The 24901-nt window shown below is 63.0% G+C and carries 24 protein-coding genes; 13 read left to right on the forward strand and 11 right to left on the reverse strand.

Translation table 11 applies throughout. From position 1 onward, the window contains the following. Positions 1–8 precede the first annotated feature (8 nt). A complete protein-coding gene (locus LG281_RS07295) occupies positions 9–1346 on the reverse strand; it encodes a dihydroorotase (protein ID WP_404405829.1) in 1338 nt (445 codons plus the stop codon). Between the two features lie 80 nt (positions 1347–1426). Here LG281_RS07295 and LG281_RS07300 point away from each other — a divergent pair, with 80 nt between their 5' ends. From LG281_RS07300 to LG281_RS07310, 3 genes are all read left to right on the forward strand, one after another. Beyond that, positions 1427–2254 carry a YgfZ/GcvT domain-containing protein gene (locus LG281_RS07300; RefSeq protein WP_404405831.1) on the forward strand — a complete coding sequence of 276 codons (828 nt, stop codon included), beginning with the start codon at positions 1427–1429 and terminating at the stop codon, positions 2252–2254. Positions 2255–2274: 20 nt separating this feature from the next. Beyond that, entirely contained in the window at positions 2275–2883 is a 609-nt protein-coding gene (locus tag LG281_RS07305; protein WP_404405833.1) for a hydrolase, read from the forward strand. Positions 2884–3043: 160 nt separating this feature from the next. Then, the gene (locus LG281_RS07310) at positions 3044–3586 is read left to right on the forward strand and encodes a hypothetical protein (protein ID WP_404405835.1); all 543 of its coding nucleotides are present in this window, start codon (positions 3044–3046) and stop codon (positions 3584–3586) included. A gap of 4 nt (positions 3587–3590) precedes the next feature. Here LG281_RS07310 and LG281_RS07315 read toward each other — a convergent pair whose 3' ends face one another. Continuing rightward, complete coding sequence (locus LG281_RS07315; RefSeq protein WP_404405837.1) at positions 3591–4619, reverse strand: cell wall hydrolase; 1029 nt, start codon at positions 4617–4619, stop codon at positions 3591–3593. Positions 4620–5093: 474 nt separating this feature from the next. Beyond that, positions 5094–7376, reverse strand: a complete 2283-nt coding sequence (locus tag LG281_RS07320) for a putative PEP-binding protein (RefSeq protein WP_404405839.1) — start codon at positions 7374–7376, stop codon at positions 5094–5096. A 129-nt stretch (positions 7377–7505) separates the two neighbouring features. Here LG281_RS07320 and ispH point away from each other — a divergent pair, with 129 nt between their 5' ends. Together ispH and rnhA are read left to right on the forward strand one after the other, a co-directional pair. Further along, positions 7506–8486: a 4-hydroxy-3-methylbut-2-enyl diphosphate reductase gene (gene ispH / locus LG281_RS07325; protein WP_404406657.1), complete on the forward strand. Its 981-nt coding sequence runs from the start codon at positions 7506–7508 to the stop codon at positions 8484–8486. Beyond that, complete coding sequence (gene rnhA / locus LG281_RS07330; protein ID WP_404405841.1) at positions 8483–8938, forward strand: ribonuclease HI; 456 nt, start codon at positions 8483–8485, stop codon at positions 8936–8938. The genes ispH and rnhA overlap by 4 nt, the downstream gene beginning before the upstream one ends. Here the strand turns inward: rnhA and LG281_RS07335 are convergent. The 5 genes from LG281_RS07335 to LG281_RS07355 all read right to left on the reverse strand — a co-directional run bounded on the left by LG281_RS07335 (position 8935) and on the right by LG281_RS07355 (position 14100). After that, positions 8935–9915 carry a DUF808 domain-containing protein gene (locus LG281_RS07335; protein WP_404405843.1) on the reverse strand — a complete coding sequence of 327 codons (981 nt, stop codon included), beginning with the start codon at positions 9913–9915 and terminating at the stop codon, positions 8935–8937. The genes rnhA and LG281_RS07335 overlap by 4 nt on opposite strands. Positions 9916–9941: 26 nt before the next feature. After that, positions 9942–12110 (reverse strand): glycine--tRNA ligase subunit beta, encoded by a 2169-nt coding sequence (gene glyS / locus LG281_RS07340; RefSeq protein ID WP_404405845.1) that lies wholly within the window; start codon positions 12108–12110, stop codon positions 9942–9944. Positions 12111–12210: 100 nt separating this feature from the next. Then, positions 12211–12672 (reverse strand): SRPBCC family protein, encoded by a 462-nt coding sequence (locus LG281_RS07345; protein WP_404405847.1) that lies wholly within the window; start codon positions 12670–12672, stop codon positions 12211–12213. 112 nt (positions 12673–12784) lie between these two features. Continuing rightward, complete coding sequence (locus tag LG281_RS07350; protein WP_404405849.1) at positions 12785–13150, reverse strand: VOC family protein; 366 nt, start codon at positions 13148–13150, stop codon at positions 12785–12787. 11 nt (positions 13151–13161) lie between these two features. Beyond that, positions 13162–14100 (reverse strand): alpha/beta fold hydrolase, encoded by a 939-nt coding sequence (locus LG281_RS07355; protein ID WP_404405851.1) that lies wholly within the window; start codon positions 14098–14100, stop codon positions 13162–13164. Positions 14101–14227: 127 nt separating this feature from the next. On the opposite strand from LG281_RS07355, the gene LG281_RS07360 reads away from it, so the two are divergent. Next, positions 14228–14890, forward strand: a complete 663-nt coding sequence (locus tag LG281_RS07360) for a TetR/AcrR family transcriptional regulator (RefSeq protein WP_404405853.1) — start codon at positions 14228–14230, stop codon at positions 14888–14890. Next, positions 14890–15375, forward strand: coding sequence for a GFA family protein (locus LG281_RS07365; RefSeq protein ID WP_404405855.1), 486 nt, complete (start codon positions 14890–14892; stop codon positions 15373–15375). Before LG281_RS07360 ends, LG281_RS07365 begins: the two co-directional genes overlap by 1 nt. 41 nt (positions 15376–15416) lie before the next feature. On the opposite strand, the gene LG281_RS07370 is transcribed toward LG281_RS07365, so the two are convergent. Continuing rightward, positions 15417–16436: a polyprenyl synthetase family protein gene (locus LG281_RS07370; protein WP_404405857.1), complete on the reverse strand. Its 1020-nt coding sequence runs from the start codon at positions 16434–16436 to the stop codon at positions 15417–15419. A gap of 105 nt (positions 16437–16541) precedes the next feature. On the opposite strand from LG281_RS07370, the gene LG281_RS07375 reads away from it, so the two are divergent. The 6 genes from LG281_RS07375 (at position 16542) to LG281_RS07400 (ending at position 22129) form a co-directional block, all read left to right on the forward strand. Next, positions 16542–17357: a tRNA1(Val) (adenine(37)-N6)-methyltransferase gene (locus LG281_RS07375; protein ID WP_404405859.1), complete on the forward strand. Its 816-nt coding sequence runs from the start codon at positions 16542–16544 to the stop codon at positions 17355–17357. A gap of 15 nt (positions 17358–17372) precedes the next feature. Further along, the gene (locus tag LG281_RS07380; protein ID WP_404405861.1) at positions 17373–18233 is read left to right on the forward strand and encodes a S49 family peptidase; all 861 of its coding nucleotides are present in this window, start codon (positions 17373–17375) and stop codon (positions 18231–18233) included. 4 nt (positions 18234–18237) lie between these two features. Continuing rightward, positions 18238–18462 carry a hypothetical protein gene (locus LG281_RS07385; protein WP_404405863.1) on the forward strand — a complete coding sequence of 75 codons (225 nt, stop codon included), beginning with the start codon at positions 18238–18240 and terminating at the stop codon, positions 18460–18462. A gap of 70 nt (positions 18463–18532) precedes the next feature. Beyond that, positions 18533–19456 carry a glycine--tRNA ligase subunit alpha gene (locus LG281_RS07390; RefSeq protein WP_404405865.1) on the forward strand — a complete coding sequence of 308 codons (924 nt, stop codon included), beginning with the start codon at positions 18533–18535 and terminating at the stop codon, positions 19454–19456. Positions 19457–19630: 174 nt separating this feature from the next. Continuing rightward, positions 19631–20191: a LemA family protein gene (locus LG281_RS07395; RefSeq protein ID WP_404405867.1), complete on the forward strand. Its 561-nt coding sequence runs from the start codon at positions 19631–19633 to the stop codon at positions 20189–20191. Positions 20192–20218: 27 nt separating this feature from the next. Continuing rightward, positions 20219–22129 (forward strand): DUF2207 domain-containing protein, encoded by a 1911-nt coding sequence (locus tag LG281_RS07400; RefSeq protein WP_404405868.1) that lies wholly within the window; start codon positions 20219–20221, stop codon positions 22127–22129. 43 nt (positions 22130–22172) lie between these two features. On the opposite strand, the gene LG281_RS07405 is transcribed toward LG281_RS07400, so the two are convergent. Together LG281_RS07405 and LG281_RS07410 are read right to left on the reverse strand one after the other, a co-directional pair. Then, complete coding sequence (locus LG281_RS07405) at positions 22173–23045, reverse strand: 4-(cytidine 5'-diphospho)-2-C-methyl-D-erythritol kinase (RefSeq protein WP_404405870.1); 873 nt, start codon at positions 23043–23045, stop codon at positions 22173–22175. A gap of 111 nt (positions 23046–23156) precedes the next feature. Next, a complete protein-coding gene (locus LG281_RS07410; RefSeq protein ID WP_404405872.1) occupies positions 23157–24893 on the reverse strand; it encodes a tetratricopeptide repeat protein in 1737 nt (578 codons plus the stop codon). Positions 24894–24901: the final 8 nt, after the last annotated feature.

The raw sequence follows: 24901 nt of genomic DNA on the forward strand, positions 1-24901 counted from the left end.
GAAATTCTCTAACCGACCGGCTGCAGCGTCTCCATAAACCGGATGGGCTGCCCCTGTGCGGCTGTGACGAGTTCGTTTTCCCACATCACCGTCGCGCCCCGGATGACCGTGCCCACCGGCCAGCCCTTGACCGAAACGCCGTCATAGGGAGTCCAGCCGGCCTTGGACGCCACCCAATCATTGGTTATGGTTTCGGTGCGGTTCATGTCGACGACAGTCAAATCCGCATCGTACCCCACCGCGATGCGGCCCTTGCACGCGAGGTTGAAGAGGCGGTTGGGACCGTGGCTGGTCATGTCGACGAAACGCTGGAGCGAGAGCCGGCCGGCGTTGACGTGGTCGAGCATGATGGGGACGAGGGTCTGAACGCCGGTCATGCCCGAGGGGGAATTCGGGTAGGGCTTGTCCTTCTCCTCGCGCAGGTGCGGGGCGTGATCAGAGCCGAGGATATCGGCGACGCCGTTGGCGACGCCCTTCCAGATGCCCTCGCGATGCTCGGCGTCGCGGACGGGGGGGTTCATCTGGGCGTAGGTGCCTAGCCGGGTATAGGCGGTTTCGTCGAGCGTCAGGTGGTGCGGGGTGACTTCGACGCTTGCGACATCCTTATGGTCGGCGAGGAAGGCGATCTCTTCTTTTGTCGAGATATGGAGGACGTGGATGCGTTTTCCGGTTTTGTGGGCGAGGGCGACGAGGCGTTTGGTACTCATCAGCGCCGCTTCTGGATCGCGCCAGAGAGGATGCGAGGACGGATCGTTCTCGACGCGGACGGATTTGCGGTCTTCGAGGCGGTATTCGTCTTCCGAATGGAAGGCGGCACGGCGCGAAATGGCGCGGAGGATGGCTTCGACGCCTTCGTCGTCTGCGACAAGCAGCGAGCCTGTCGAGGAGCCCATGAAGACTTTGACGCCCGCGCAGCCCGGGAGGCGTTCCAGGATCGGGAGATCGGCGATGTTCTCGCGGGTGCCGCCGATATAGAAGGCGAAGTCGCAGTGCATGCGGTTCGTCGCGCGGGCGATCTTGTCTTCGAAGGTTTCGCGGGTGATGGTCAGCGGGTTGGTGTTGGGCATTTCGAAGACGCCCGTCACCCCGCCCATTACGGCGGACAGCGAACCGGTGGCGAGGTCTTCCTTGTGGTCGAGGCCGGGTTCGCGGAAATGGACCTGGGTGTCGATGACGCCGGGGAGGATGGTGAGGCCGGTGCAATCGACAATTTTGTCGGCGGTCGCGTCCGAAAGCGCGCCGATGGCGGCGATCTTGCCCTTGGAAACGCCGATATCCGCACCACCTATGCCATCGTGGTTGACCAGCGTGCCGCCTTTGAAGAGACAATCGAAATGGCGACTCATGGCATAAGCTCCTGGTGGTGGTGGCGATTGCCGTCGGGTGTAGCGGAGTGCGGGGCGGAAAGTCCAGATTGGAGCCTGAAATGACCGTTTATTTGCGCGCGGATCGTGTTGTTTTCCGGTTTTCCGGACCCGATGCGACGCATCTTCTGGCCGACGTTCTGACTGCGCCGGTCGATGAGACCGAGGGCATAGCGCGCTGGTTCGGGCTGTTGACGCCGCAGGGCAAAATCATCGCCGAGGGGCTGACCGGTTGGGCAGACGGGGTGCACTGGGTCGATGTGCACGAGAGCGTCGCGGAGAATTTCCATAAGCGCATGCGGATGTACAAGCTGCGGGCGAAGCTCGAGATCGAGATGCTCAATGAGACCCATCGCGTGGGATGGGCCGAGGCTGCGCCGCAAACCGGCATCAGCCATGCCGATCCGAGGGGCGGCGGCTTGGGCTACCGCGTGATCGCGGAGACCGATGCGGCGGCGGATTGGGCGCGGGGCGATGCGCCGGAGGCGGCGCGGATTGGCGCGGGGATTGCGGCGCTCGGGTGGGATTTCGGCACCGAGGAGGCCTTCCCGCACGATATCGGCATGGATCAGCTCGACGGGGTGGATTTCAAGAAGGGCTGCTATGTGGGACAGGAGGTCGTTTCCCGGATGCAGCATCGCGGCACGGCGCGGCGGCGGCCGGTGATCGTTTCGGGGATTGGCGAGGCGGCACGGGGGGATAGCCTCGTACTCGACGGCAAATCGGTGGGAACGATCGGCACGCCGGTCGCGGGCAAAGCGGTCGCCATCGTGCGCGTCGACAAGGTGAGCGATGCCAATGCAGTGACGCTCAACGACACGTCCGTTCAGCTTGCCCTGCCCGGGTGGGCGCGCTACGGTTTTGCCCTCGAAACGACCGATTCCGAATAACAAAACCTCGTGGGGGCCGGATGGCAAGGGCACAATCGCGCGCCTGGCAGCGCATGCTTTCGGGCCGCAGGCTCGACCTTCTGGATCCCTCCCCGCTCGACGTGGAACTCTCCGACATCGCGCACGGACTTGCGCGCGTGGCACGCTGGAACGGGCAGACGCAGGGCGATTATGCCTATTCGGTGGCTCAGCATTCGGTGCTGGTGACCGAAATCGTGGGAGCCATGGAGCCGAACGCGGACGATGTCACCCAGCTCTATGCGCTGCTCCACGACGCGCCCGAATATGTGATGGGCGATATCATCTCTCCGTTCAAGGCGGCGATGGGGGGAAATTACCGCGAGGTCGAGGACCGGCTCCTGAGCGCGATCCATATCCGCTTCGGCTTGCCCGCGACGCCGCCGACCGCCGTGCGCAAGCTCATCAAGCGCGCGGACAAGGAAGCGGCGTTCTTCGAGGCGGTGAACCTTGCCGGGTTCGCCGCAGATGAGGCCCGCAGGATTTTCGGCGAGCCGACGCTGGCCGGATTCGACCTACCAGGATTCGAGCGGTTGATCCGCCCTTGGCCCACGCAGGAAGCCCATGAGCGCTTCGTGGGCGTTTTCGACAGCCTTTTCACCGAGCGCTGAAGCAAACGGCGACAGGTTTCGCCGTCTACCTAACATATTGAAATCCTTAAAATTTAAATCAAATTTTCGCTATTAACCGTCGCGAAGGAAGGGCTTTGCGTTAACGGGTGGGAAAGGTTGATAAAGCGTTAACGCAACGTTGACGCTTTGAGGAATGGCCATGCGACATGCCCGTCACACGCCCGCCCATCACAGCACGCTGATCGCTCCGCATATCCGGATTGCGGTCGCGTTTTTGTTTATTTGTGTCTCGCTTTTGGGTGCGAGCGAAGCGTTTGCGGACGAAGCCACGCCGCTTTCGAATCTCGTCAAGTTCGACGGGCGGGACTATCGCGTCACTGCGGCGGGCTGGGTGTCGCTCGAACCAACGAGCACGGCGAGTGTGCGCAAGATCGGCTATGGCAAGGTGACCGAGGTCAATATCGCGACGACCGCGACGGGGGTCTATTCGAGCGATGCGATCGTTTCGCCGTATGTGCTTTATCCGGGCATCGACGTGCAGCCGGTCTTCTCGCTGCGCACTCTGTGGGAACTGGTTTCGAAGGCGATGTTGTCTTATGGGGGGGCGCAGGGGACGTCGTCTTCGATCTATCTTTGGGGGGAAGCTCCGAGCGGGCTACGGACCTATACCCGGATCACGGATCTGGGCCTGCGCTCGTGCATGTCCGGGGGCAGCTTCATGGCGTGCTATACGAGCCGGTAGGGCTCTACCCGAACAGCCAGCCGGGCTTGAACCTGTAAAAGACGTGCAGGCCGACCTGCGTTACCTGCTCCATATTGCGTGCCCAGTGCGGGCGGACGTAAGTCGCGTGGTAGTGCGTCGCGTCGGCGACTTCTGAGAGGTAGATATCCTCGTTGAGGACTTCGGCGGTGATTTCCTTGGCCTGCGCCCAGGCCTCGGGCTCGTTGATGCGGTCGGCAATACCGTCGCAGGCGAACGAGAACTGGCAGGCATTGCGCCGGTGCTGGTTCTGGTAGACGACGCCGCATATGGTGTCGGGATAGTCCTCGTGCGCGACGCGGTTCATGATGACCTGAGCCACCGCGACCTGACCACGATAGCTCTCCCCACGTGCCTCGAAATAAATCCCCGTCGAGAGACACCATTGCTCGCGCTCCGAGTAATTGTGGCGCGGTGTGAAGTCTGTTGGCGGGGTGGTGGCGCGGGCGTAAGCCAGGCTTTCGGGAATGGAAACAGGCGCCGGCCGGCTGGAAGTGCCTGAGGTGCCCCCAGAAATCGCATCAATGGCGGCGAGGCCGCCCGACGAAACCATATCCGGGTCGATCGACGCGACGGACATACGCGGACCGGCTTCGTCCTGGACATCTTCGTTATCGGCCATCATGAGTGAGGACTGCCTGGTGATATTGGCGTCCTCAAGCGAACGCGCCGAGGCAATGGCGATCCGGGCCTCATCGAACGCACCGGAGAACTCCGCAATATCGGTTTGCGGCGCTGCACGGCTCGTCTTGCCCATGCGATTGGGGCCGGTGAACATATCGTTCTCAAAGAGCGTGGCGACCGAGCCGGTGATGACGGGGGTGCCGGTCTCGTAGCTTAAATAGGCGGTTGGGGTGGCCGGCATCTCGGTTTCGAGGTCAACGCTCCGCCCGCCGCCGGTGGGCGCCATCGTCATGCCATAGAGAGAAAGGCTGAGCGCGAGCCCCAAAATGGCACGCGCTGGTCTACTCGATATGCGGACCTTCGCCCGCACCGGATCCTGCCGATACGCCATACTCTAACGCCAACTACCTTTTTCGGTGCGACAGCGGCCAACCCGACCGTTCGGGCGCACCGAACGCCACGCAAACTCTTCGGCAGTACGCGAGCCCGGCATGAGACTTTCCCAAGCCCTCTGCAGCAGCTCAAATTCGCGACCGCAAACTCCGCGATGCCCAAAAGCAACACAAACACGATCAAATGCCGACAATCGGGATGATCGATTATTAAGGTTAGAAAGGTGTAAACAGGGGCATTCGGGCGCTGGAAAGGAGACAATCAGGCAGCGGGGAGGAGATTTTCCGGCCAAGATATGGCAGTATAGTTGACTAAATTTGAGTGCAGGTTCCCGAATCCCTTTCCCATCCCTCCCGCAAAGGGGGGGGAGTGCTACACCATGTTTCTGACAACGAGGTGCCCGCCAAGGGGGCAACACCCTCCCTTGTTATGGGAAGGGTGGAGCACCGCGCCGGCGGAGCGGAGATACCCCCTACACATCCTCCTGCGCCAACACCATGCGCGCGACCGGGACCCGATAGGGGGAGCAACTCACGTAGTCGATGTCGAGCCCGGCGAAGAACCGTAGCGAGCGGGGTTCACCGGCGTGTTCGCCGCAGATGCCGACCTTCAGATGCGGGTTGACCGCCCTGCCCCGCTCTATGGCGATGTGGATCAACTCGCCAACGCCGCGCTGGTCGATGGTGACGAAGGGATCGACATCGTAAAGCGCACGGCGGTGATAGGCGGCGAGGAAAGCCGGGGCGTCGTCGCGGGAGATACCGTAGGTAGTCTGGGTCAGATCGTTGGTACCGAAGGAAATGAAATCCACCTCGCGCGCGATATCGCCCGCACGCAGACAGGCGCGGGGCAATTCGATCATCGTGCCAAAGGAGAGGCTGGCGCCTTCGCGGAAGACTTCCGCGTTGCCGATGAGATCTCGAACGCGGGATCTGACCCAGGCAACTTCTCGCGCGGACGTGACGAAGGGCACCATGATTTCGAGATGGACCGGCAGATCCTGATTATCCATCGCCGTTTCGACGCCCGCGACCAGAGCCCTGATCTGCATGGAGAGGATTTCGGGATAGGTGATGATCAGGCGGCAGCCACGATGCCCCAGCATGGGGTTGACCTCAACGAGACGCTCGAGCCGCGCGCGCAACGCCTTGACCGATAAGCCCAGCGCCGAGGCGGTTTCCTCGATATCGTCTTCGGAGCGCGGCAGAAATTCATGCAGTGGCGGATCGAATAGACGAACGTTGACCGGCTTGTTCTGCATGGTCGCAAAAAGCGCGGCGTAGTCGGCGGCCTGATAGTCGACGAGCCCTTCAAGGGCGGAGGCGCGGTCATATTCGTTTTCCGAGAGGATGAGGCGCCTGAGCGCCAGCATCCGGTCGGCGGAAAAGAACATGTGTTCGGAGCGCGCGAGGCCGATGCCCTCCGCGCCGAAGCTCAGGGCGGTGCGCGCGGCTTCGATGGTTTCGGCGTTGGTGCGCACCGCAATGGTGCGGCTGTCGTCGGCCCAATCGAGCAGGCGCGACAGCGCCCCCCCGATATGCGGGCGCGATAGTGGCAGCGCGTCAGCGAAGACCTGCCCCTCGGTCCCGTCGATGGTGATCTTGTCTCCGGCGGCAAAGCTGCGCTCGCCGATTTTGCAGGTACCACTGGCAGCGTCGATCTGCAGAGCCTTCACACCCGCGACGCAGGGTTTTCCGGTGATACGCGCGACCACGGCGGCGTGGCTGGTCATGCCACCACGCGCGGTGAGAACGCCTGTCGCCGCCTTCATGCCCTCGATATCGCCTGGCCCGGTTTCAATGACGACGAGTATGCAATGCCGCCCGCGTGCGCGGAGCCTCGCGGCGTCCTCTGGAGAAAAGACGATCTCGCCGCTTGCGGCGCCCGGGGAGACGCCCAACCCGCTGGCGAGCGGCTCGGTACCCGCGCCGTCGGCAAGCCGAGGGTGTAGCAATTGCGGCAATTGCGAGGGGTTGAAGCGCCTGACTGCCTCCGCGGGCGTCCAGACCTTGCGGTCGACCCTGTCGACCGCAGCTTCAAGCTGTGCGCCTGCGCTCACCTCGACCGACCGGGCGGAAAGGAAGTGCGCCTCGTCTCCTGCTATCGCGACGGCGCAGGCCATATGCTGGCCGGAGGCCGCATCGATTGCATTGGCCAAATCGAGCGCGCTTTCAGGCAATTTCGGCAGGCGGTCGCCCGGAAGCGCGACGGGGCCGAAGGCACCGGTCGCGGTATTGCGCGTCAGGAAATGCGCAAGCCGGCCTGCGGCCTTGGACTGGACGATGACGATCTGACTGTCGCGCGCCTCTATTTCCGCTTCGCCAGCCCAGCCTTCAGGGGCGCCATATGACGCGAAGGCGGCGTCGATCGCCTTGCCCAGCGGCCGTTCGGGATCGACGGCATCATCCTCGCTTTGCGGGGCGGGAATGCCGATCTTTGCGGATTTCAGGCCAGGCATATGCTTGGGCGCGGAGGTTCTGACCACAAGGTCAGGCGGCTGGGTGCCGGGTTTGACGAGCTTGAAGAGCGTGGCAACCCAGACCTTGCGCAGGTTATCCCCCTGCGTTGGGCGTTCGGCCTGCAACGCATCCCACGCTGCCCGAGTGATCGCGATTGTAGGAACGACCGGCAATCCCACCTCGGCCATCGCGTAGATCCACAGCGCCTTGCCCACCAAAAGCCGGATCTGACTTTTGGCGAGCGAAGGCAGGCCCATGGCCGGCGCGAGTGCAAACATTTGCTGGGACGGTGCCACCGGAAAATTCCCCTTGATTCCCAATCATATTGCCCGTGAGCGGGGCGTTGGGCAACAGCCCGACACTGCGGTCAATTGACTGACGATCGTGGCTTGACTTGGGCGGGTGGAAACCGCATGTCAGGACCTATGAGCGCCAAACCCCATCTCGATATCTATCTATGCGCCCCACGTGGCTTCTGCGCGGGTGTGGACCGCGCGATCCAGATCGTGGATCTGGCGCTCAAGAAGTATGGCGCGCCCGTCTATGTACGCCACGAGATCGTGCACAACAAATACGTTGTCGACGGATTGCGGGCCAAGGGTGCGGTGTTCGTCGAGGAGCTTTCGGAAATCCCCGAAGGGACCGAGGCGCCGGTTATTTTCTCCGCGCATGGCGTTGCCAAATCGGTGCCCGAGGAAGCGCGGCACCGGAACATGTTCTATCTCGATGCCACATGTCCGCTCGTCACCAAGGTGCATGTGGAAGCCCAGCGGCACGCCGAAGAAGGGCGCGATATCGTGCTGATCGGGCACAAGGGGCATCCGGAGGTGATCGGCACGATGGGGCAGTTGCCGCCGGGCAAGATCACGCTCATCGAGACGGTTGCGGACGCGGAAGCGTTTACCCCGCGCGATCCTGCCAATCTGGCGCTCGTGACGCAAACGACGCTTTCGGTGGACGACACCAGCGCCATGGTGATGGTGCTCAAAAGCCGGTTCCCCGAGATCTCGGTGCCGCATAAGGAAGATATCTGCTACGCGACGACCAACCGGCAGGAGTCCGTCAAGGCCGTCGCGCCGAAGGTGGACGCGATGATCGTCGTCGGAGCGCCGAATTCGTCGAATTCGATGCGATTGGTGGAAGTGGGCGAGCGCGCCGGATGCCGCGTGTCGGTTCTGGTGCAGCGGGCGAGCGACATCGACTGGGCCCAGTTCGAAGACATCGCCTCGATCGGGATCACCGCCGGGGCGTCCGCGCCCGAGGCGCTGGTCGAAGAAGTGATCGACGCGTTTTCGGAACGCTATGACGTTGCCGTCGAGATGGTCTCGACGGCGGACGAGAATATCGCCTTCAACATCCCACGCGTCCTGCGCGAACTCGAAGCAGCGTCCGGGCACGTGGCGTGAGGCAGAGCGTCGTCATTCACACCGACGGAGCGTGTTCGGGCAATCCCGGCCCTGGGGGCTGGGGCGCGATCCTGCAATATGGCGGGACGACCAAGGAACTCAAAGGCGGTGCACGGCTGACGACCAATAACCAGATGGAACTGACCGCCGCAATCGAAGCGCTCAACGCCTTGAAACGTCCCTGCGAGGTGGAGCTTTATACTGACAGCCAGTATGTCAAGAACGGCATCAATGGCTGGCTTTTTTCCTGGAAGAAAAACGGCTGGAAGACGGCGGCGAAAAAGCCGGTCAAGAATGTGGAACTCTGGCAGGCGCTGGACGCGGCCGTTTCTCGGCACAAGGTGAATTGGCACTGGGTGCGTGGGCATGCCGGGCACGATCTCAACGAGCGGGCCGACGAGCTCGCCAATGAGGGGATGGCGCCGTTCAAGACGGGTGCGCGGGCGGGTTAGCGGGCTGCCGGTTTTTCCTTGCGGAACAGCCCCAGCACCGGCGCAATCGCAAATTCGGCGACCGGGATCAGGATAAATCCAACGACAAGGCCGAGGACGCCCGAAAGCGTGGCAGCGGAGAGCCAGCCAAGGATGCCGCCAAGGGCAGGAATGGCGGCTTGCACTGCGTGGGCGGCGTCTTCGATCCAGTGTTCTGGGTCGTGGAGCCCGAAGCCGGCAAGGCCGTGGATGAGGATGCCCCCGCCGACCCAGATCATCGCTGCGGTGCCGACCGCCGAGAGGGTTCTCATGAAGCCCGGCATCGCCTTTACGATCCCGCGCCCAAGCGCCCTGCCCCAGGCGGTGCGGCCGTTCTTGGCAATATAGAGCCCGAAATCGTCGGCCTTCACGATCAGTGCGACGCCGCCATAAACGACGCCGGTGATGCCGAAGGCGACGACGGCGAGGACAAGGGCCTGGTTGACGATATTGCCCGCGGGGATGGCCGCGAGGGCGATGGTCATGATTTCCGCCGAGAGGATGAAATCGGTCTTGATCGCTCCGGCGACCTTTTCGGCCTCGAGCTTTTCGGCATGGGCAGCGGAGGGCTCGACCTTGGCCTCGTGGTGCGCGGCACTGTGGGGGAAGAGGGTCGCGTAGACCTTTTCGGCGCCTTCATAGCAGAGGTAGGCGCCGCCGATCATCAAGAGCGGGTTGATGAGCCAGGGGAGGAAAAGGCTCAGGATGAGCGCGGCGGGGAGGAGGAAAATGAGCTTATTTTTGATCGAGCCGAGCGCGATCTTGCCAACGATGGGCAACTCGCGTTCCGGGGCGAAGCCGTGGACGTAGCGCGGGGTGACGGCGGCATCGTCAATGACCGCGCCCGCGGCCTTGGCCCCGGCTTTCATCGCCTGGCCGGCAATATCGTCGAGCGAGGCGGCGGCCACCTTGGCGATGGCGGCAACGTCGTCGAGAAGGGCGAGAAGGCCGACACTCATCGATGGGCTCCGTCTTTCGTTTCCGCTTATCCGGCGACCCTGCCGAAATCGGCAACCAGGTGCATGGTGTCGCGCAGTTTCGCCAAGAGGTTCAACCGGTTGGCGCGGATGGCCGGGTCGGCATCGTTGACCAGCACCGCTTCGAAGAAGGCGTCGACCGGACCGCGCAGGGCTGCGAGAGCGCTGACGGCACCCGCATAGTCATCGGCGGCCAGCTTGGCATCCACGGTGGTGCGGGCAAGGTCGATGGCCGTTGCCAGTTCGGTCTCCTCGGGCGCGGAAAGCGCCTTCGAGTCGACGTCGCCAGTATAGGCCTTGCCGTCCTTTTTCTCCTCGGCGACGACGATGTTGACCGCGCGCTTGTAACCCGCGAGGAGCGCCTTGCCATCGTCGGTTTCGAGCAAAGTGCCGAGCGCGGTGACGCGGGAGACGATCTGGAGGATGTCGTCGCTGTCCTCGGAGATCACCGCGTCGACGAGGTCGTGGCGGGCGCCGGCGTCGCGGAGGGAGACTTTGAGGCGGTCGTGGAAGAAGGCGAGGAGCCCCTCATTCGGATTGAAGACACGTTCGAACGCTTCCCAGTCCTTATCCGAAGGACGCGCAGCTCGAGCTATAGTTAGTGTCGAAGACATCACCACGTAATTTCGTTCGCCCTCGCTCAGCCCCCGGCCCAACAAGCGCTGTGCGATCAGACCGAGCAAGTTTAGACGCAGACCATTCTCGCCAACGATCCGGATCACGCCTAGCGCCGCCCTCCGCAATGCATATGGGTCCTTACTGCCGGTCGGCTTTTCGTCGATTGCCCAGAAGCCGGTGAGGACATCGAGCTTGTCCGCGAGCGCGACGGCGATGGCGACGGGATCGGTGGGCACGCGGTCCGACGGGCCGAGCGGCTTGTAGTGGTCCTCAATGGCGGCAGCGACCTCGGGCTTTTCACCCTGTGCCAGCGCATAGTAGCGCCCCATCAGGCCCTGGAGTTCGGGGAACTCGCCGACCATGCCGGTGGGAAGATCGGCCTTCGAGAGCGTCGCGGCGCGCTTGGCGTCGGTGACATCGGCGCCCACCAGCGGCGCGATTTCGGCGGCCAGTTTTTCGATGCGCGCGACGCGTTCGGCCTGGGTGCCGAGCTTGGCGTGGAAGACGACGTTTTCGAGCTTGGGCAGATTGTCCGCGAGCGGGGTTGCGAGGTCGGATTCGTAGAAGAATTTGGCGTCCGAGAGCCGCGCGCGGATGACGCGCTCATTGCCCGAACGAATAGTCTTGCCGTCATCCTCGGCGATGAGGTTGGAGGTCAGGATGAACCTATTGGCAAGCTTGCCCGTGGCCGCGTCGCGCAGGCAGAAGCATTTCTGGTTGGCGCGGATGGTGGCGATGATGGCTTCCTCGGGGACCGAAAGGAAATCCTCGTCGAACGTTCCCATCATCACGACCGGCCATTCGACGAGCCCGGCGACTTCCTCCAAAAGCCCCTCATCCTCGATCAGTTCGAGCCCCTGCGCGAAAGCAAGCTGACGGGCGTCGGCGCGGATGATGTCCTTGCGGCGGTCGATATCGAGCACGACCTTGGCCTTTTCGAGCGCCTGCACATAATCGTCGAAGCGGCGCACCTTGATAGCGTCGGGCGCGAGGAAACGGTGGCCGAAGGTCTGGTTACCGGTTGCAATCCCATCGATTTCAAACGGCACAATCTCCGGCTCCTCGCCCTCGGGGCCGAAGGTCGCGGTCACCGCGCGCAAGGGACGGACCCATTCGAGCCGGCCCGAGCCCCAACGCATGGGCTTGCCCCAGGGGAAGGACTGGACGGTCTTGGGCAGGATGTCCTTCAAGATCTCGATGGCCGGGGCGCCCTTCTTTTCGATCACCGCGACGTAGAAATCGCCCTTTTTGGGGTCGGACTGGATCTTGGCCTCGTCGATCGAGGTGAGCCCGGCGCCGCGCAGGAAGCCTTCGACGGCTTTTTCCGGCGCGCCGACCTTGGGGCCCTTGCGCTCCTCGCGCGTATCGGGAGACGCCGGCGGCAGGCCGGTAACGGTGAGCGCAAGGCGGCGCGGGGTGGCAAAGGCACCGGCGCTTTCATAGACGAGACCGTTTTCGACCAGCGCGTTAGTGACGGCTTTTTTGAGATCCTCGGCAGCGCGGCGCTGCAGGCGGGCGGGAATTTCCTCGGAAAAGAGCTCGAGCAACAGTTCAGGCATGGTCGGATGGCCTTGGGCGGGTCATTTTGGGGTTTGGTTGGGCGAAGCGGTAGCAGGGGACGGGGCGAAAGTCCATTGGGTGGGAGGTGCCGCGCGGCGGCTACTCGCAATATGTGGCGAGGTTTTCGAGCGTCGAGTTGAGTCCCGCCTCGTGATCCTCCGCCCGGATACCGTGGGGCACGTTTTCGGCTCGGATCGTGACCCGCGTGCCATCTTCGGATGGTTCCAGCGCCCATGTCATCGTCATGGTGCCCGCAAAGGCAGGATCGTCGGAGACGAAATCGACCGCCCAGACCATGCGCGCACCGGGGATCAACTCCGCGAAACGCGCCTCGACGATATCGGCGTTCTCCGAAGCCTTGCCCAGAGCACCTTCGGGATTCTCATAAATCAGCGTCATGCGGAATCGTCCGCCGGGATGCGGCTCGAAGATTTCGAAATGACCGCTCATGCCATGGGGCGGCAGCCAAGAGGCGACGGCGTCGGGCGTGACGAAGGCGCGGTAGATGGCGCCCGGTGCAGCACGAATGATGCGGGATGCGGTGTCGGTGCGTTTGGCCATTGTAGCCCTCCTCGACAGCACCGTTTCACCATAGTGGCTTCCCACCCCCTTGTCATCGCCGTGCTCGGCCCGGTGATTACAAGGGAGAGGAAGTGCTGATCCGCAATCATGGCTACGGCGTCCCGATCACCATCCGATTGCCCTCGCTATCCCGAAACTCCGCAACCGTCCGGCCAGGCTGCCAGGCGGGCTCGTGCGGCTCGGTGACGATCTCGACCCCCTTGGCCCTCAACGCTTCGACAGCCGTTTCGACGTTGCGCTCGACGAGGACGAGAACCGGCATGTCCGAAGGCGTGTCGTTTTCGCGGTGAATGAAATGCAGATGGGTCTGGGCGCCGGGGAAGCCGAGTTCGATCCAGCGCCAGCCATCCTCGCCCATAGGAGCGTCGGCGGCGACGGTGCAGTTGAGGTTTTCGGTATAGAACGCCTTGGCGCGGTCCTGGTCGAAGACGGGCAGTTCAGCGAATTGGATGTGCATGTCCGGGCTCCTTACCGGGATGAAAAGGTTTGGTGCAGGATTTCGGCGAAGCCGTCCGCATACGCTTCGAAACCCGAATGATCGCCGGGAAAGGTGACGGGATCAACACCGAGGGCCTTGGCGAGCGCGAGGCTCATTTCGGCAATCGGCAGGCCTTCGGACTCCGACCCGATGCCGACGATGACACGCGGTTCGCCCGCCTTCAGCGTATCGACCTCGGGGCGGTAATGCGCGAGCGGCAGCATGCCATGGGCGAGCCAGTACTCGAAATTGCCGCTGACGCGCTCGAAGGTTTCGAAGGCCTCGGGCGGTATATCCAAATCGGGCGGACCATCCGAGCTGTCCGAAAGGGCGTTGGCGCCGAAGAACATGCCCATGGCCGCGTCGACGCCGTCGTTTTTGTAGGTCTCGTAAAGCGCCTCGTCGAAGGCGATGGCTTCGGCGGGGTCGTCGAGAAGCATTGTCGTGGGCGGCTCGTGGGCGAGGAGCATCTTGACCTTGTGCGGATAGCGGGCCGCGAGGTTGAGCCCGATCTGGGCGCCACCGCTGGTGCCGAAGACATAGGCGCTGCCCTCTCCCAGCGCGTCGATCAGCGCCGCCGCGTCATCGGCCTGGGTATCGAGATCGAGCGGCTGGGTGTCGCCGTCGAACGGCGAGCGCGAATTGCCGCGCGGATCGTAGGCAACGACGGCATAGCGATCCGCCAGGACACGGGCGAGATCGGCGAAGACGCCTGCATCTTGCGGGCCGCCGGGGATAACGAGCAGCATCGGCCCTTGCCCCCAGCGTTCATAATAGAGCGTTGCGCCGGGCACCTTGAGCGTGCCGGCTTTTGGGGACTGGGACATCGCATATTCTCCTGTTGCGTCCATCGCGGTTTCCATCTGCGCCGGGGCGGTGCCCGGGACCATGATTGCGGCGGCGACCGCCAGAAGTCCGATCGGTTTCATCTCGCGCTCCTTCTGAGGCGGCCAACTTATAGAACTAGACCGTCCAGTACTAAATGACTTGCACAGAACTAGACTGTCCAGTACTGTGGTGTCAACATCGAATCGGCTCAAGGGGAATGAACCTTTCATGGCGAAAGCGACTCCGGACGACCATTCAGGCTACGCAGCGAGCCTGCGCTCGACCAAGAAACGCAAAGCGATCCTCGATGCGGCGACGGAGATTTTTCTCGTTAACGGATATCTGGGGACCAATATGGACGAAATCGCCGCGCGTTCGGCGGTGTCGAAACAGACTGTCTACAAGCATTTTTCCAGCAAGGAGGCGCTGTTCGTCGAGATTGTCTCCTCTATGACGAACGCCGCTGGCGACCTCGTGCATGAGAAGGCACCTGACGTCGATAGCGTGAACGTCGCGGCCTATCTCGAGGAATACGCCTTTCGCCAGCTCTATATCGTCCTCACACCGCGTATCATGCAGTTGCGGCGGCTGGTGATCGGCGAGGTGCCGCGCTTCCCCGAGCTTGCGAAGGTACTTTACGAACGTGGTCCGATGCGGGCCATTGCGACGCTGGCGCGGGTATTCGAGGCGCTCAAGGCGCGCGGCGTCCTTGCGTTCGACGATGCCATGATGGCGGCAGCGCATTTCAATTGGCTGGTGATGTCCACCCCACTCAACCGGGCGATGCTCTTGGGCGACGATGCGATTCCCGGCCCAGACGAATTGCGCAAGGAAGCGCATGAGGGCGTACGGGTGTTTCTCGCCGCTTATGGCGTAAAGAAGGGAAGTTGATGGCTCAGGAACAGAGAATCGCCCGCTGCGCGTGTAGCACGGTGGAGATCGCCGCACTCAGCAAGCCGGTCGCGCATATCGTCTGTTATTGCGACGACTGCCAGGCGGGTTCGGCTGCGGTCAGCGCCCTCGGTGCCGACGGTGGCTCGGATTATCTCGTTTATCGGGAAGATCGGATCGCGCCGGTCAAGGGCGAAGACCTTTTAGAAGGGTACAAGCTCAAGCCCCGGTCGGCGACGAACCGGGTGGTTGCCAGCTGTTGCGGCGCTGCGATGTATATGGACTTCGACGATGCGCGGCATTGGGTTTCTGTCTACAGCGCACGGTTTGACGAGGACGTCCCGCCGCTCGACGCGCGGATCTGCGTCAAATACGCTCCCGCGCCTGCCGCTCTTGCCGAAGACGTCCCATGTTCGGAGAGCTATCCGGTGCGGTTCTTGCTGCAATTGCTTGGGGCAAGGGTGGCTATGCTGTTCGGGCGATGAGCCGGCGCTATCCGGGCGGAAGCGGGCTTGGGGCCTGGACCCTAATATGCCCGGGCCGTGCAGAATTCGGGCACGTCGAAGAGAATATCCCTCACCTCGGATGGCGCGATGTCCGCGAGCGCGGCGCGGGCGGCATTGGCGTGCCGTTCGGCTTTGGCCATCGTTTGGGCGAGCGCGCCGTAGCGGTTGAGAATCGCGAGCACCGCTTCGAATTCGACATCCCCGCCATCGGCGTTGCCGAGCGCGACTTCGATGATGCGGCGTTCCTCGGGCGAGGCGGTCTGTAGCGCGAGGATGATGGGCAAGGTCATTTTGCCTTCACGAAGATCGTCGCCGGTGTTTTTCCCCAGCGCACCCTTGGCGCCGCCATAATCGAGCACGTCGTCGACCAGTTGGAAGGCCATGCCGAGCTCGCGTCCGTATACGGCCAGCGCCTTTCGCGCGAGCGGGTCCGCGCCACCGGCCTTGGCGCCGACTTCGGTCGCCGCCTCGAAGAGCGTCGCGGTTTTGGCGCTGATAATCTTTTCGTAGTCCTCGGGGGTCGCGGAAAGATCTCCGGCCTTGGCGAGCTGAAAGACCTCGCCCTCGGCAATGACGGCCGCGGCGCGCGAGAGCACGCCGAGCGCATCGAGGTCACCCGATTCCACCATCATCAAAAACGCCTGCCCGAGGAGAAAGTCGCCCACGAGCACCGATGCCTGGTTGCCCCATATGGTGCGCGCGGCGGGGCGGCCGCGGCGCATGTCGCTTTCGTCGACCACGTCGTCGTGCAAAAGCGTGGCGTTGTGCATGAATTCGACAGCGGCGGCGAAACGCACGCCATTGCCCTGGGCCGTACCGAAGAGCGCGGCGGCGGCGAGCGTCAGCATGGGCCGGAGCCGTTTGCCGCCAGCGTCGATCAGGTGATTGGCGACTTCGGGAACCATATCGACCGGCGAGTCCGACCGTGACAGGATGAGCCGGTTGACCGCCTCCATATCCTCACGCGTCGATGCGATCAGACGGTCCATTGTGCCGGGACTTACGCCCTCGTACTGTTTCGCCAAACTCTCAACCGGCATATGTCAGTTCTCTTTCGCGAAGACGGCCTCGTCCCTAGGCCATCGCGTTGCAAACGTCTATTGTTGTGTTCTCGACACCTATGAGGCGGCGCACACAAGCAAGATATGTCGGTAAACCAGACGCCCGGTTTTGTAAAACATCAAGACACGACAATCGATGCCTTTCTGGGCGGCAAATTGTCCATCTGCCAACCCAAGGGCGGGTTCCGGGCCGGGCTCGACTCGGTGCTTTTGGGCGCCAGCGTGCCTGCCGGAACCGGCAGACTGCTCGATATGGGTGCGGGCGTGGGCGTCGCCGGACTGGTGGCGCTGGCGCACGCACCGGCCATGCACGTCCATATGGCGGAAATCGACCCGGAGATGGCCGCGCTCGCTCGCGCCAACGCTGAACGCAACGGGTTTGACCGTCATGCCGAGGTTTCGGTCCTCGACGTAACCGCCTCCGGTACCGCCCGCGCCGCGGCGGGCCTGGGAACGGACATCTACGATGTCGTTATCGCCAACCCCCCTTTTTTCGGCAACGGCACGCTGGCGCCAGACAACGGCCGCGCCCGGGCGCGGCATATGGACGAGACCGCGATCGATGCATGGGTCAAAACCGCGGTATCGGCTGCTCATGCGCACGCAGAAGTGATCTTCATCCACACGGTCGCCGCCCTGCCCGAACTGCTCGCCGCATTCACGGCGCGCATGGGTGGGGTCAGTGTCCTGCCCATAGCGGCGCGGCCGGGCATGGCGGCGAGCCGGGTGCTGATCTCGGGGCGCAAGGGCTCGCGCGCGCCGCTGACGCTCTTGCCCTCGCTCGTGCTGCATGGCACCGAAGGCAACGCGTTTTTACCCCATGTCGACGCGGTCTTCCGCGGAAAATCGGTGCTGGACTGGCGAAACGGCGTTGAAATGCCTAAATGCTCGGCTGAGTAGAGGAGTTCGAGATCTATGACCGATACCGCGCCCACCAAGCCGGCTGCCGCCGCACCCCTGCCCTGGTACGGGCGCGTTTTCAGACGCGGCGGGCCGGTCATCCCCGTCGTGCGGATGCAGGGCGTCATCAGTTCCGAATCGCGGCCGGGCCGGCTCAACATTGCGGGGGTCAATCCGCTCCTCGAAAAGGCGTTCGCGTTCAAGAAGGCGCCGGTGGTCGCCATCGTCGTCAATTCCCCGGGCGGCTCGGCGGTGCAATCGCGGCTCATCGCGCAGCGCATCCGGCAGTTGGCGGATCAGAAACATAAAAAGGTGCTCGTTTTCGTCGAGGATGCCGCGGCCTCTGGCGGATACTTCATTGCCACGGCGGGCGACGAAATCATCGCCGATCCGTCCTCGGTCGTCGGGTCGATCGGCGTGATCTTTGCGAGTTTCGGGCTGGTCGAAGCCATCGGCAAGCTCGGCGTTACGCGGCGGCTCTATACGGCGGGCAAGAACAAATCGTTCCTCGACCCGTTTCAGCCGGAAAAGGAAGAGGACATCGCGCGCGTCAAGCAGTTGAGCACGGATGTGCATGAAGTCTTCATCGATCACGTCAAGGAGCGCCGGAGCGACAAGTTCAAGGTGGACGACGACGTACTCTATACCGGCGAATTCTGGACCGCCAAGCGCGGGCTCGACATGGGGCTGGTCGATGCTCTGGGCGATGTCTATTCGACGCTCCGCGAGCGGTTCGGTCCGCACATCAAACTCAAGACGATCGCACCGCGTCGCGGCTGGTTCGCCTTGCCCCGGTTCGGGCTCGGCGCGGACGCCGCCGCCGAAGCGATCGCGCGGATCGAAGACCGGTTGATCTGGTCGCGGCTAGGGTTATAGCGCCATGGGCATATCCACACTCGTCCTCATTGTCACCGGACTGCTGATCGGGCTAGGCCTGCGCACGATCATAAAGGACTGGCGCAAAAAGTTCGAAGAGGATGACAAACTGGCCGAAGCGCGCAAGAAGGCGCAACAGGCCCGCAACCGCGAGGAAGCCAAGCGCCCGGACGTCGTAACGTTGGAGCGTGGCGAAGACGGGGTCTACCGGCCCGGCAAGCGGGATTGAGCGTGCTTGACCTTATAGTGCACCCAAACTAGGTTCGCGCGGCTTTTTGCCCGAACCTGTCGAGACTGCCATGCCCGATACGTCCAAGCCCCACATGGACCCCCGAAACTCCTTTCAGGGGCTCATCCTGACGCTGCAGAACTTCTGGGCCGAGCAGGGTTGCGTGATCCTGCAGCCTTACGACATGCAGGTGGGCGCGGGCACCTTCCATCCGGCGACGACGCTGCGCTCGCTCGGCCCCAAGCCGTGGAACGCGGCCTATGTGCAGCCCTCGCGGCGCCCGACCGACGGGCGGTATGGGGAAAATCCCAACCGGTTGCAGCACTATTATCAGTTCCAGGTGATCCTGAAGCCCTCCCCGGCAAACATCCAGGACCTCTACCTGCAATCGCTCGCCGCCATTGGGCTCGATTCGAAGGTCCATGACATCCGTTTCGTCGAGGACGACTGGGAAAGCCCGACGCTGGGTGCGTGGGGGCTGGGCTGGGAGTGCTGGTGCGACGGGATGGAGGTCTCCCAGTTCACCTATTTCCAGCAGGTGGCGGGGTTCGAGTGTGCGCCGGTGCCCGGCGAGATCACCTACGGGCTCGAGCGCTTGGCGATGTATGTGCAGGGGGTCGAGAACGTCTACGACCTCAACTTCAACGGTGGCGGGGGTAACTCCAAGGTCACCTATGGCGACGTCTTCCTGCAGAACGAGCAGGAATCCTCGAAGTATAATTTCGAAGTTGCCGACACCGAGATGTTGTTCCGGCATTTCGCCGACGCGGAGAAGGAATGCCTCGCGCTACTCGAGGCAGGAGATGAGGGCGAACGGCACACGCTGGCCCTGCCTGCCTATGAGCAGGTTATCAAGGCGAGCCACACCTTCAACCTTCTCGATGCGCGCGGGGTGATCTCGGTGACCGAGCGGCAGAGCTATATCCTGCGCATCCGCGAACTGGCCAAGCAGTGCGGTGCGGCATGGCTGAAGACTGAGGGCGGCGGGGCTTAGAGGCCCGTGGCCTCACCTCTTCCCTGAGACCACGGATTCATACATCCGTTCAGAGGCGCGGTTTCGCCGCTGCCACGCTTTACAATCCGAGATGCTGCATCACCAAATCCCATTGATATCGCGCCATGCCGGTGCGAAAGTCGCTTTCAGCCAATCGCGAAGAGGGATGCGGATATGGGTTGGGTTATTCTGGTGCTGGCCGTCGCCATCGTCGGCTACGCCATCGTTCTCTACAACAGCCTCGTCAAGAACCGGCAATTGACCGAGGAGGGCTGGTCGGGCATCGACGTGCAATTGAAGCGCCGAGCGGACCTCATTCCCAATCTGATGGAGACCGTCAAAGGTTATATGAGCCACGAACGCGAGACGCTGCAGGCGGTCACCGATGCGCGCGCGGCAGTGCAGGCGGCGCAGAATGGCACGCCAGGAGAGCGCGGGCAGGCCGAAGGGCTGCTTTCGGGCGCGTTGGGGCGGTTGTTCGCAGTGGCCGAGGCGTATCCGGATTTGAAGGCCAATACGACCTTTATAGAATTCCAGGAGGCGCTGCAGACGGTTGAGGACGAAATCCAGCTCTCGCGGCGCTATTACAATGGTGCGGTGCGCAATCTCAACGTGTCCGTGGAATCCTTTCCCTCCAATATCGTCGCCAACAGCTTCGGGTTCACGAAAGCGGAGTATTTCGAGCTTGAGAATGAAGCCGACCGTGCCGTGCCGGAAGTGAGCTTCGCGCGTTAATCCGGGCGCCATATTGCGGGGGAACTCATGACAAAGACCGCAGCCTTCGTGCTGGGCTGGATGATCATTGCCGTACTGGTGCTCATCGCACCGGCGGGTATCGCGTCCGCCGCCGAGGTCATCGAGCGGTTCGATACGAACATCACCGTTCATACGGACACGTCGGTAACGATCACCGAGACGATCGCCGTCAACGCCGAGGGGATTTCCATCAGGCGCGGGATTTTCCGCGATATCCCCACGGCGCTCGAAGGGCCGCAAGGCGCGCCGATCGTCTCGAATCTCGACGTCATTTCCGTCACCCGCGACGGCCGCCCCGAACCCTACGCTGTCGAATCGATCCGGAACGGCAAGCGCATCCGGATCGGGGATGCGGACGTCTTCATCAGCCACGGGCTCCACACCTACGAGATCACCTATACGATGGATCGCGCGGCGCGCATGTTCGCCGAGCATGACGAACTTTATTGGAACGCGACGGGTAATTTCTGGCAGTTCCCGATTCTCGCGGCAAAGGCCACCGTCACCCTGCCCGAGGGCGCGGACATCATCGATCTCAATGTCTTCACCGGCGCGCAGGGCGCGACCGGCAGCGCCGCGCGGGCGGAGCGTGTTTCCGATACCGTCGCGCGCTTTGCCACCACCGCGCGCCTTGCCCCCTATGAAGGCATGACCGTCGCCGTCGCCTTCGAAAAGGGCGTCCTTGCCGGACCGAGCGGCGGACAGGCGGCCTGGTACTGGTTCTGGGACAATCGCGGGCTCATCATTCCGGCGATCCTGCTTGTGATCGTACTTGCCTATAATGGCTATGCGTGGTCGTCGGTCGGGCGCGATCCGGCCAAGGGGGTCATTTTCCCGCGGTTTTATCCGCCGGCCGGTTTCTCGCCGGCGCTCACCCACTACGTGCACCGCATGGGCTGGCAGCGCAGCGGCTGGACGGCGTTCTCGGCGGCGCTCATCTCGCTCGCCACCAAGGACCTCGTCGAGATCGACCAGGAAGGCAAGAAGACCATCGTGCTCAAGGTGACCGGGAAGCAGCCGGAAGATGAATTGCCGCCGGGCGAGGAAATCATTTTCAACTTTCTTTCGAGGAAGGGCACGGTCAAGATCGACAAGAAGCATGGCAAGGCGCTCGGCGAGACACGCTCGAAATTCGTTTCCGCGCTGCAGAACGAGAACCGTTCGGTCTATTTCAAGAACAACATCCTTTATACGCTGTGCGGTGTCGCAATCGGCATTGGAGCGCTGGTGGTGATGGTGCTTGCCGGCATTCTCGATCCGCTCTTCCTTTTTTTCGGCCTGTTCGCCTCGGTCTTTCTTTCGCTTTTCGTCTTCGGCGTGCGCTCGATCTGGCAAGGACCGCTCTTCGGCCGCTTCATGGGCGGGCTCGTCGCTGCCGTGTTCCTTTTCAATTTCGGAGGCATAGCGCTGGACGCGCTGGACATGGCCAGCATTAACTTCCCCATTATCGCGGCGATCTCGATTGCCGCGACCACCATCGTCTTCGGCATCCTGATGCGTGCGCCGACCGTGCATGGCCGCAAGGTCATGGATGAGATCGAGGGGTTCAGACTGTACCTCGAGACCGCCGAAAAGGAGCGGCTCAACTTCCAGGACGAGCCGGACATGACCGTTTCCCGGTTCGAGGCGATCCTGCCTTACGCGATGGCGCTCGGGGTGGAAAAGCCGTGGTCGGAGCGGTTCGAGAACGACCTCCAGCGCCATGCGGTACGGGATGCGGACACGAGCTATACGCCGCGCTGGTATCACGGCGGCGATTTCTCGAGCGGCCGGTTCGCCTCGACGATGAGCGGGGTGGCGACGGGCATGGCCGCAGCGATGGTCTCGGCGCAGCCGTCGTCATCGTCGGGATCCGGCTTTTCGGGCGGTGGGTCGTCCGGTGGTGGCGGGGGTGGCGGTGGCGGCGGCGGTTGGTAGGCCGGTTGCTCCCCGAGAATTCGGATGGGCCCGTACGTCCGCCCTACGCCGCCAATATTGGTGTCGCGGCCACCCAATACCCCGGCAGCTTCTCCCTCAAATCATGAGCTGCCTGATGCGCCGCCGCAGCGCTGCCATAAAGGCCGAAGCAGGTGGCGCCCGAACCGGACATGCGGGCGAGCGCGCAGCCTTGGGTCTGGGCAATCGCACCGATAATGCCGCCAATCGCCGGGACGATTTCGCGCGCGGGAGCTTCGAGATCGTTGCGGGTATCAGCGAGCCAGAGCGAAAGCATCGCCGCACGATCCATGGTCCCCGGAAGCTGCGGCATGGCGGGATTGCTCCGCGATTTCAACCGTCGGAAGACCTCCGGGGTCGAGACCGCCTCGCGCGGGTTGACCAGTACCAGATGGAGCGCGGGGAATGGATTGACAGGCTTCAGCGTCTCCCCGATGCCCAGGACCTCGCAGGGGCGCGAGAAGAGGCACATCGGTACGTCTGCTCCCAAATTTGCGGCGAGCGCGAAGAGGTCGGCGTCGGGGATGGGCTCGTCCACCAGTTGCGCCAGGAGCCGGATCACAGCTGCCGCGTCCGCCGAACCGCCGCCTAGACCTGCGGCGACAGGCAGGTGTTTTTCGAGGTGCAGCGCCACGCCGGTTTCAAGCGCATCGGGAAAGCGTGCGCGGAACTTTTCAACCGTACGGACGACGAGATTGGACCGGCCATTCGGCAGGTCGTCGCCGAAGGGGCCCGATACCGACAGCGCGTCGGTTTCCGCCGGCTCAGCGGAGACCAGGTCGGCGAGTTCGGTGAAGACGCACAGGGAATGGAGCGTATGAAAACCGTCCTCGCGCCGCCCGGTCACGTGCAGCGCGAGGTTGACCTTGGCCGGCGCGGTCTCAGTGAGGCGCTTCACGTTAATAGACAGCCCATCATCAGAAGCGCCTTACTCATTCTTGCCGTGGCCCCGTTCCCTTCATCCAAATCGCCAGGCTAACACGCCTGTCATCTGGATGAAGCCTGGCACTCAGTGAGCCTCTACGTCGGTCTGGACGTGATTGCCGTTGGCAACGGTGGCCTCGCCATCCAGTCCATGGATGAGCTTGGGCCGCGCCCTCGCGGTGACTGTACCTTCCTCATCGACGTCGATGGCGATGCGCCATTGGAACATGGCCTCGCGCCGGCGCCCGGCCATCCAGTAAGCATCGCCCAGATGGTCGTTGAGCTCGGGATCGTTTGGCAGCAGCGATACCGCGCGTTCGAGTTCGGCAACGGCGTCCTCAATGCGGCCAAGCTTGAAATAAGCCCACCCGAGGCTGTCAATGATGTAGCCGTCACGCGGGCGCATCTCGACCGCGCGCTGGATCATGTCGAGCGCGGTTTCAAGGTTCATGCCCTTATCGACCCAGGTGTAGCCCAGATAGTTGAGCACCTGAGGCTGTTCGGGGTTGAGTTCGAGCGCATGGAGGAAATCGGCCTCAGCGGCATCCCAATTGCTGGCGCGCTCATAGGCAATGCCGCGGACATAATAGAACCGCCAGTCGCGCGGGCGTTCGCCGTCGATTGCATCGAGAAGCTGCGAATAGGCTTCGGCTGCGCCTTCCCACTGTTCATCATAGCGCAAGATGTCGCCAAGCGCCCCCAGGGCTTCGACATTGCCCGGATCGTTGTTGATGATGTTGCGCAGCCGCGAAATCGCCTCGTCCTGCCGTTCCTGGGCGTCGAAGTTCTCCGCGATGGAAATCAGAGCGCTCGTTCGCAGCGGCGAGGTTTCAGGGATGGACGCGTAAATTTCATTCGCCGCGTCATACCGGCCCGCCGCAGAAAGAATGTCGCCGAGACTCATCGAAACGATATCCGCGTCGGGGTCGAGATAGAGCGCGAGGCGCAGGAAGATAATCGAAAGCTCGGACGAGCCGTCGCGTGCGAGCGCGGCGCCGAGCCCGTGATAAACCTCGGCTGCACCGGCTTGAATGTTGGCGGCGAACAAACCCGGCTTGCGCCCTTCGGCAATCGGCTTGCGCAGAGCGTCGATCACCGGGTGGGCGATGCCCTCTTCGGTGAACCTGTCGAGCACGGCCTGCGCCTCCTCAAACCGCCCGGCATTGCCAAGGATGCGGATATAGGCTTCGGCGATACGGGTGACGAAGGGGTCGATCTCGTAGGCCTGCCGCGAAAGCGTGATCGCCTGTTCGCGATTGCCGCCCAGATCGGCCATAACGGCGCGATGGAAGACGAGAAACTCCTCGAAACCTCCCTGCCCTATCGAATCGAGCGTCGCGTTGGCTCCGGCAAGATCGCCATTGCCCAATTGCGCCCAGGCGCGGGTAATCCCGGCGGTAATCCCGACGAGCGATAGGTTCGGAATGCGCGCGAACATCTGATCGGCGGAGGTATAGCGGCGCTCTTTGAGCGCGACCGTACCAAGGGTCAGCCGGGCGAGTTCGTCGGCGGGGTCGAGATCGAGCACGTGCTGGGCGATCGGCGCGGCCTCGGAAATCTTGCCGGCTCCGAGATAGGCCAGAAAGGCCCGGCCGGTGAGGATCGGGTTGTCCCAATCGGCCTCGGCCGCGCGCATGAAAAACTCAGCCGCGACCCCGGGATTGAGGTCGTCCTGCGCGGCCAGCCCCGCGAGATAGGACCCAGTGATCGAGGGCTCGCGCAGCGACAGCATGTCCGTCTGCGCCGCCGCGGCAAACGGAGCCACCGTGGAGGCCGCGATGGCGAGCCCGAGGCCGGTCAGTTTCCGGAGGATGATATGCACGCGTTTCC

The organism is Pelagibacterium halotolerans (genome assembly GCF_044811015.1).
Lineage (GTDB): Bacteria > Pseudomonadota > Alphaproteobacteria > Rhizobiales > Devosiaceae > Pelagibacterium > Pelagibacterium halotolerans_A.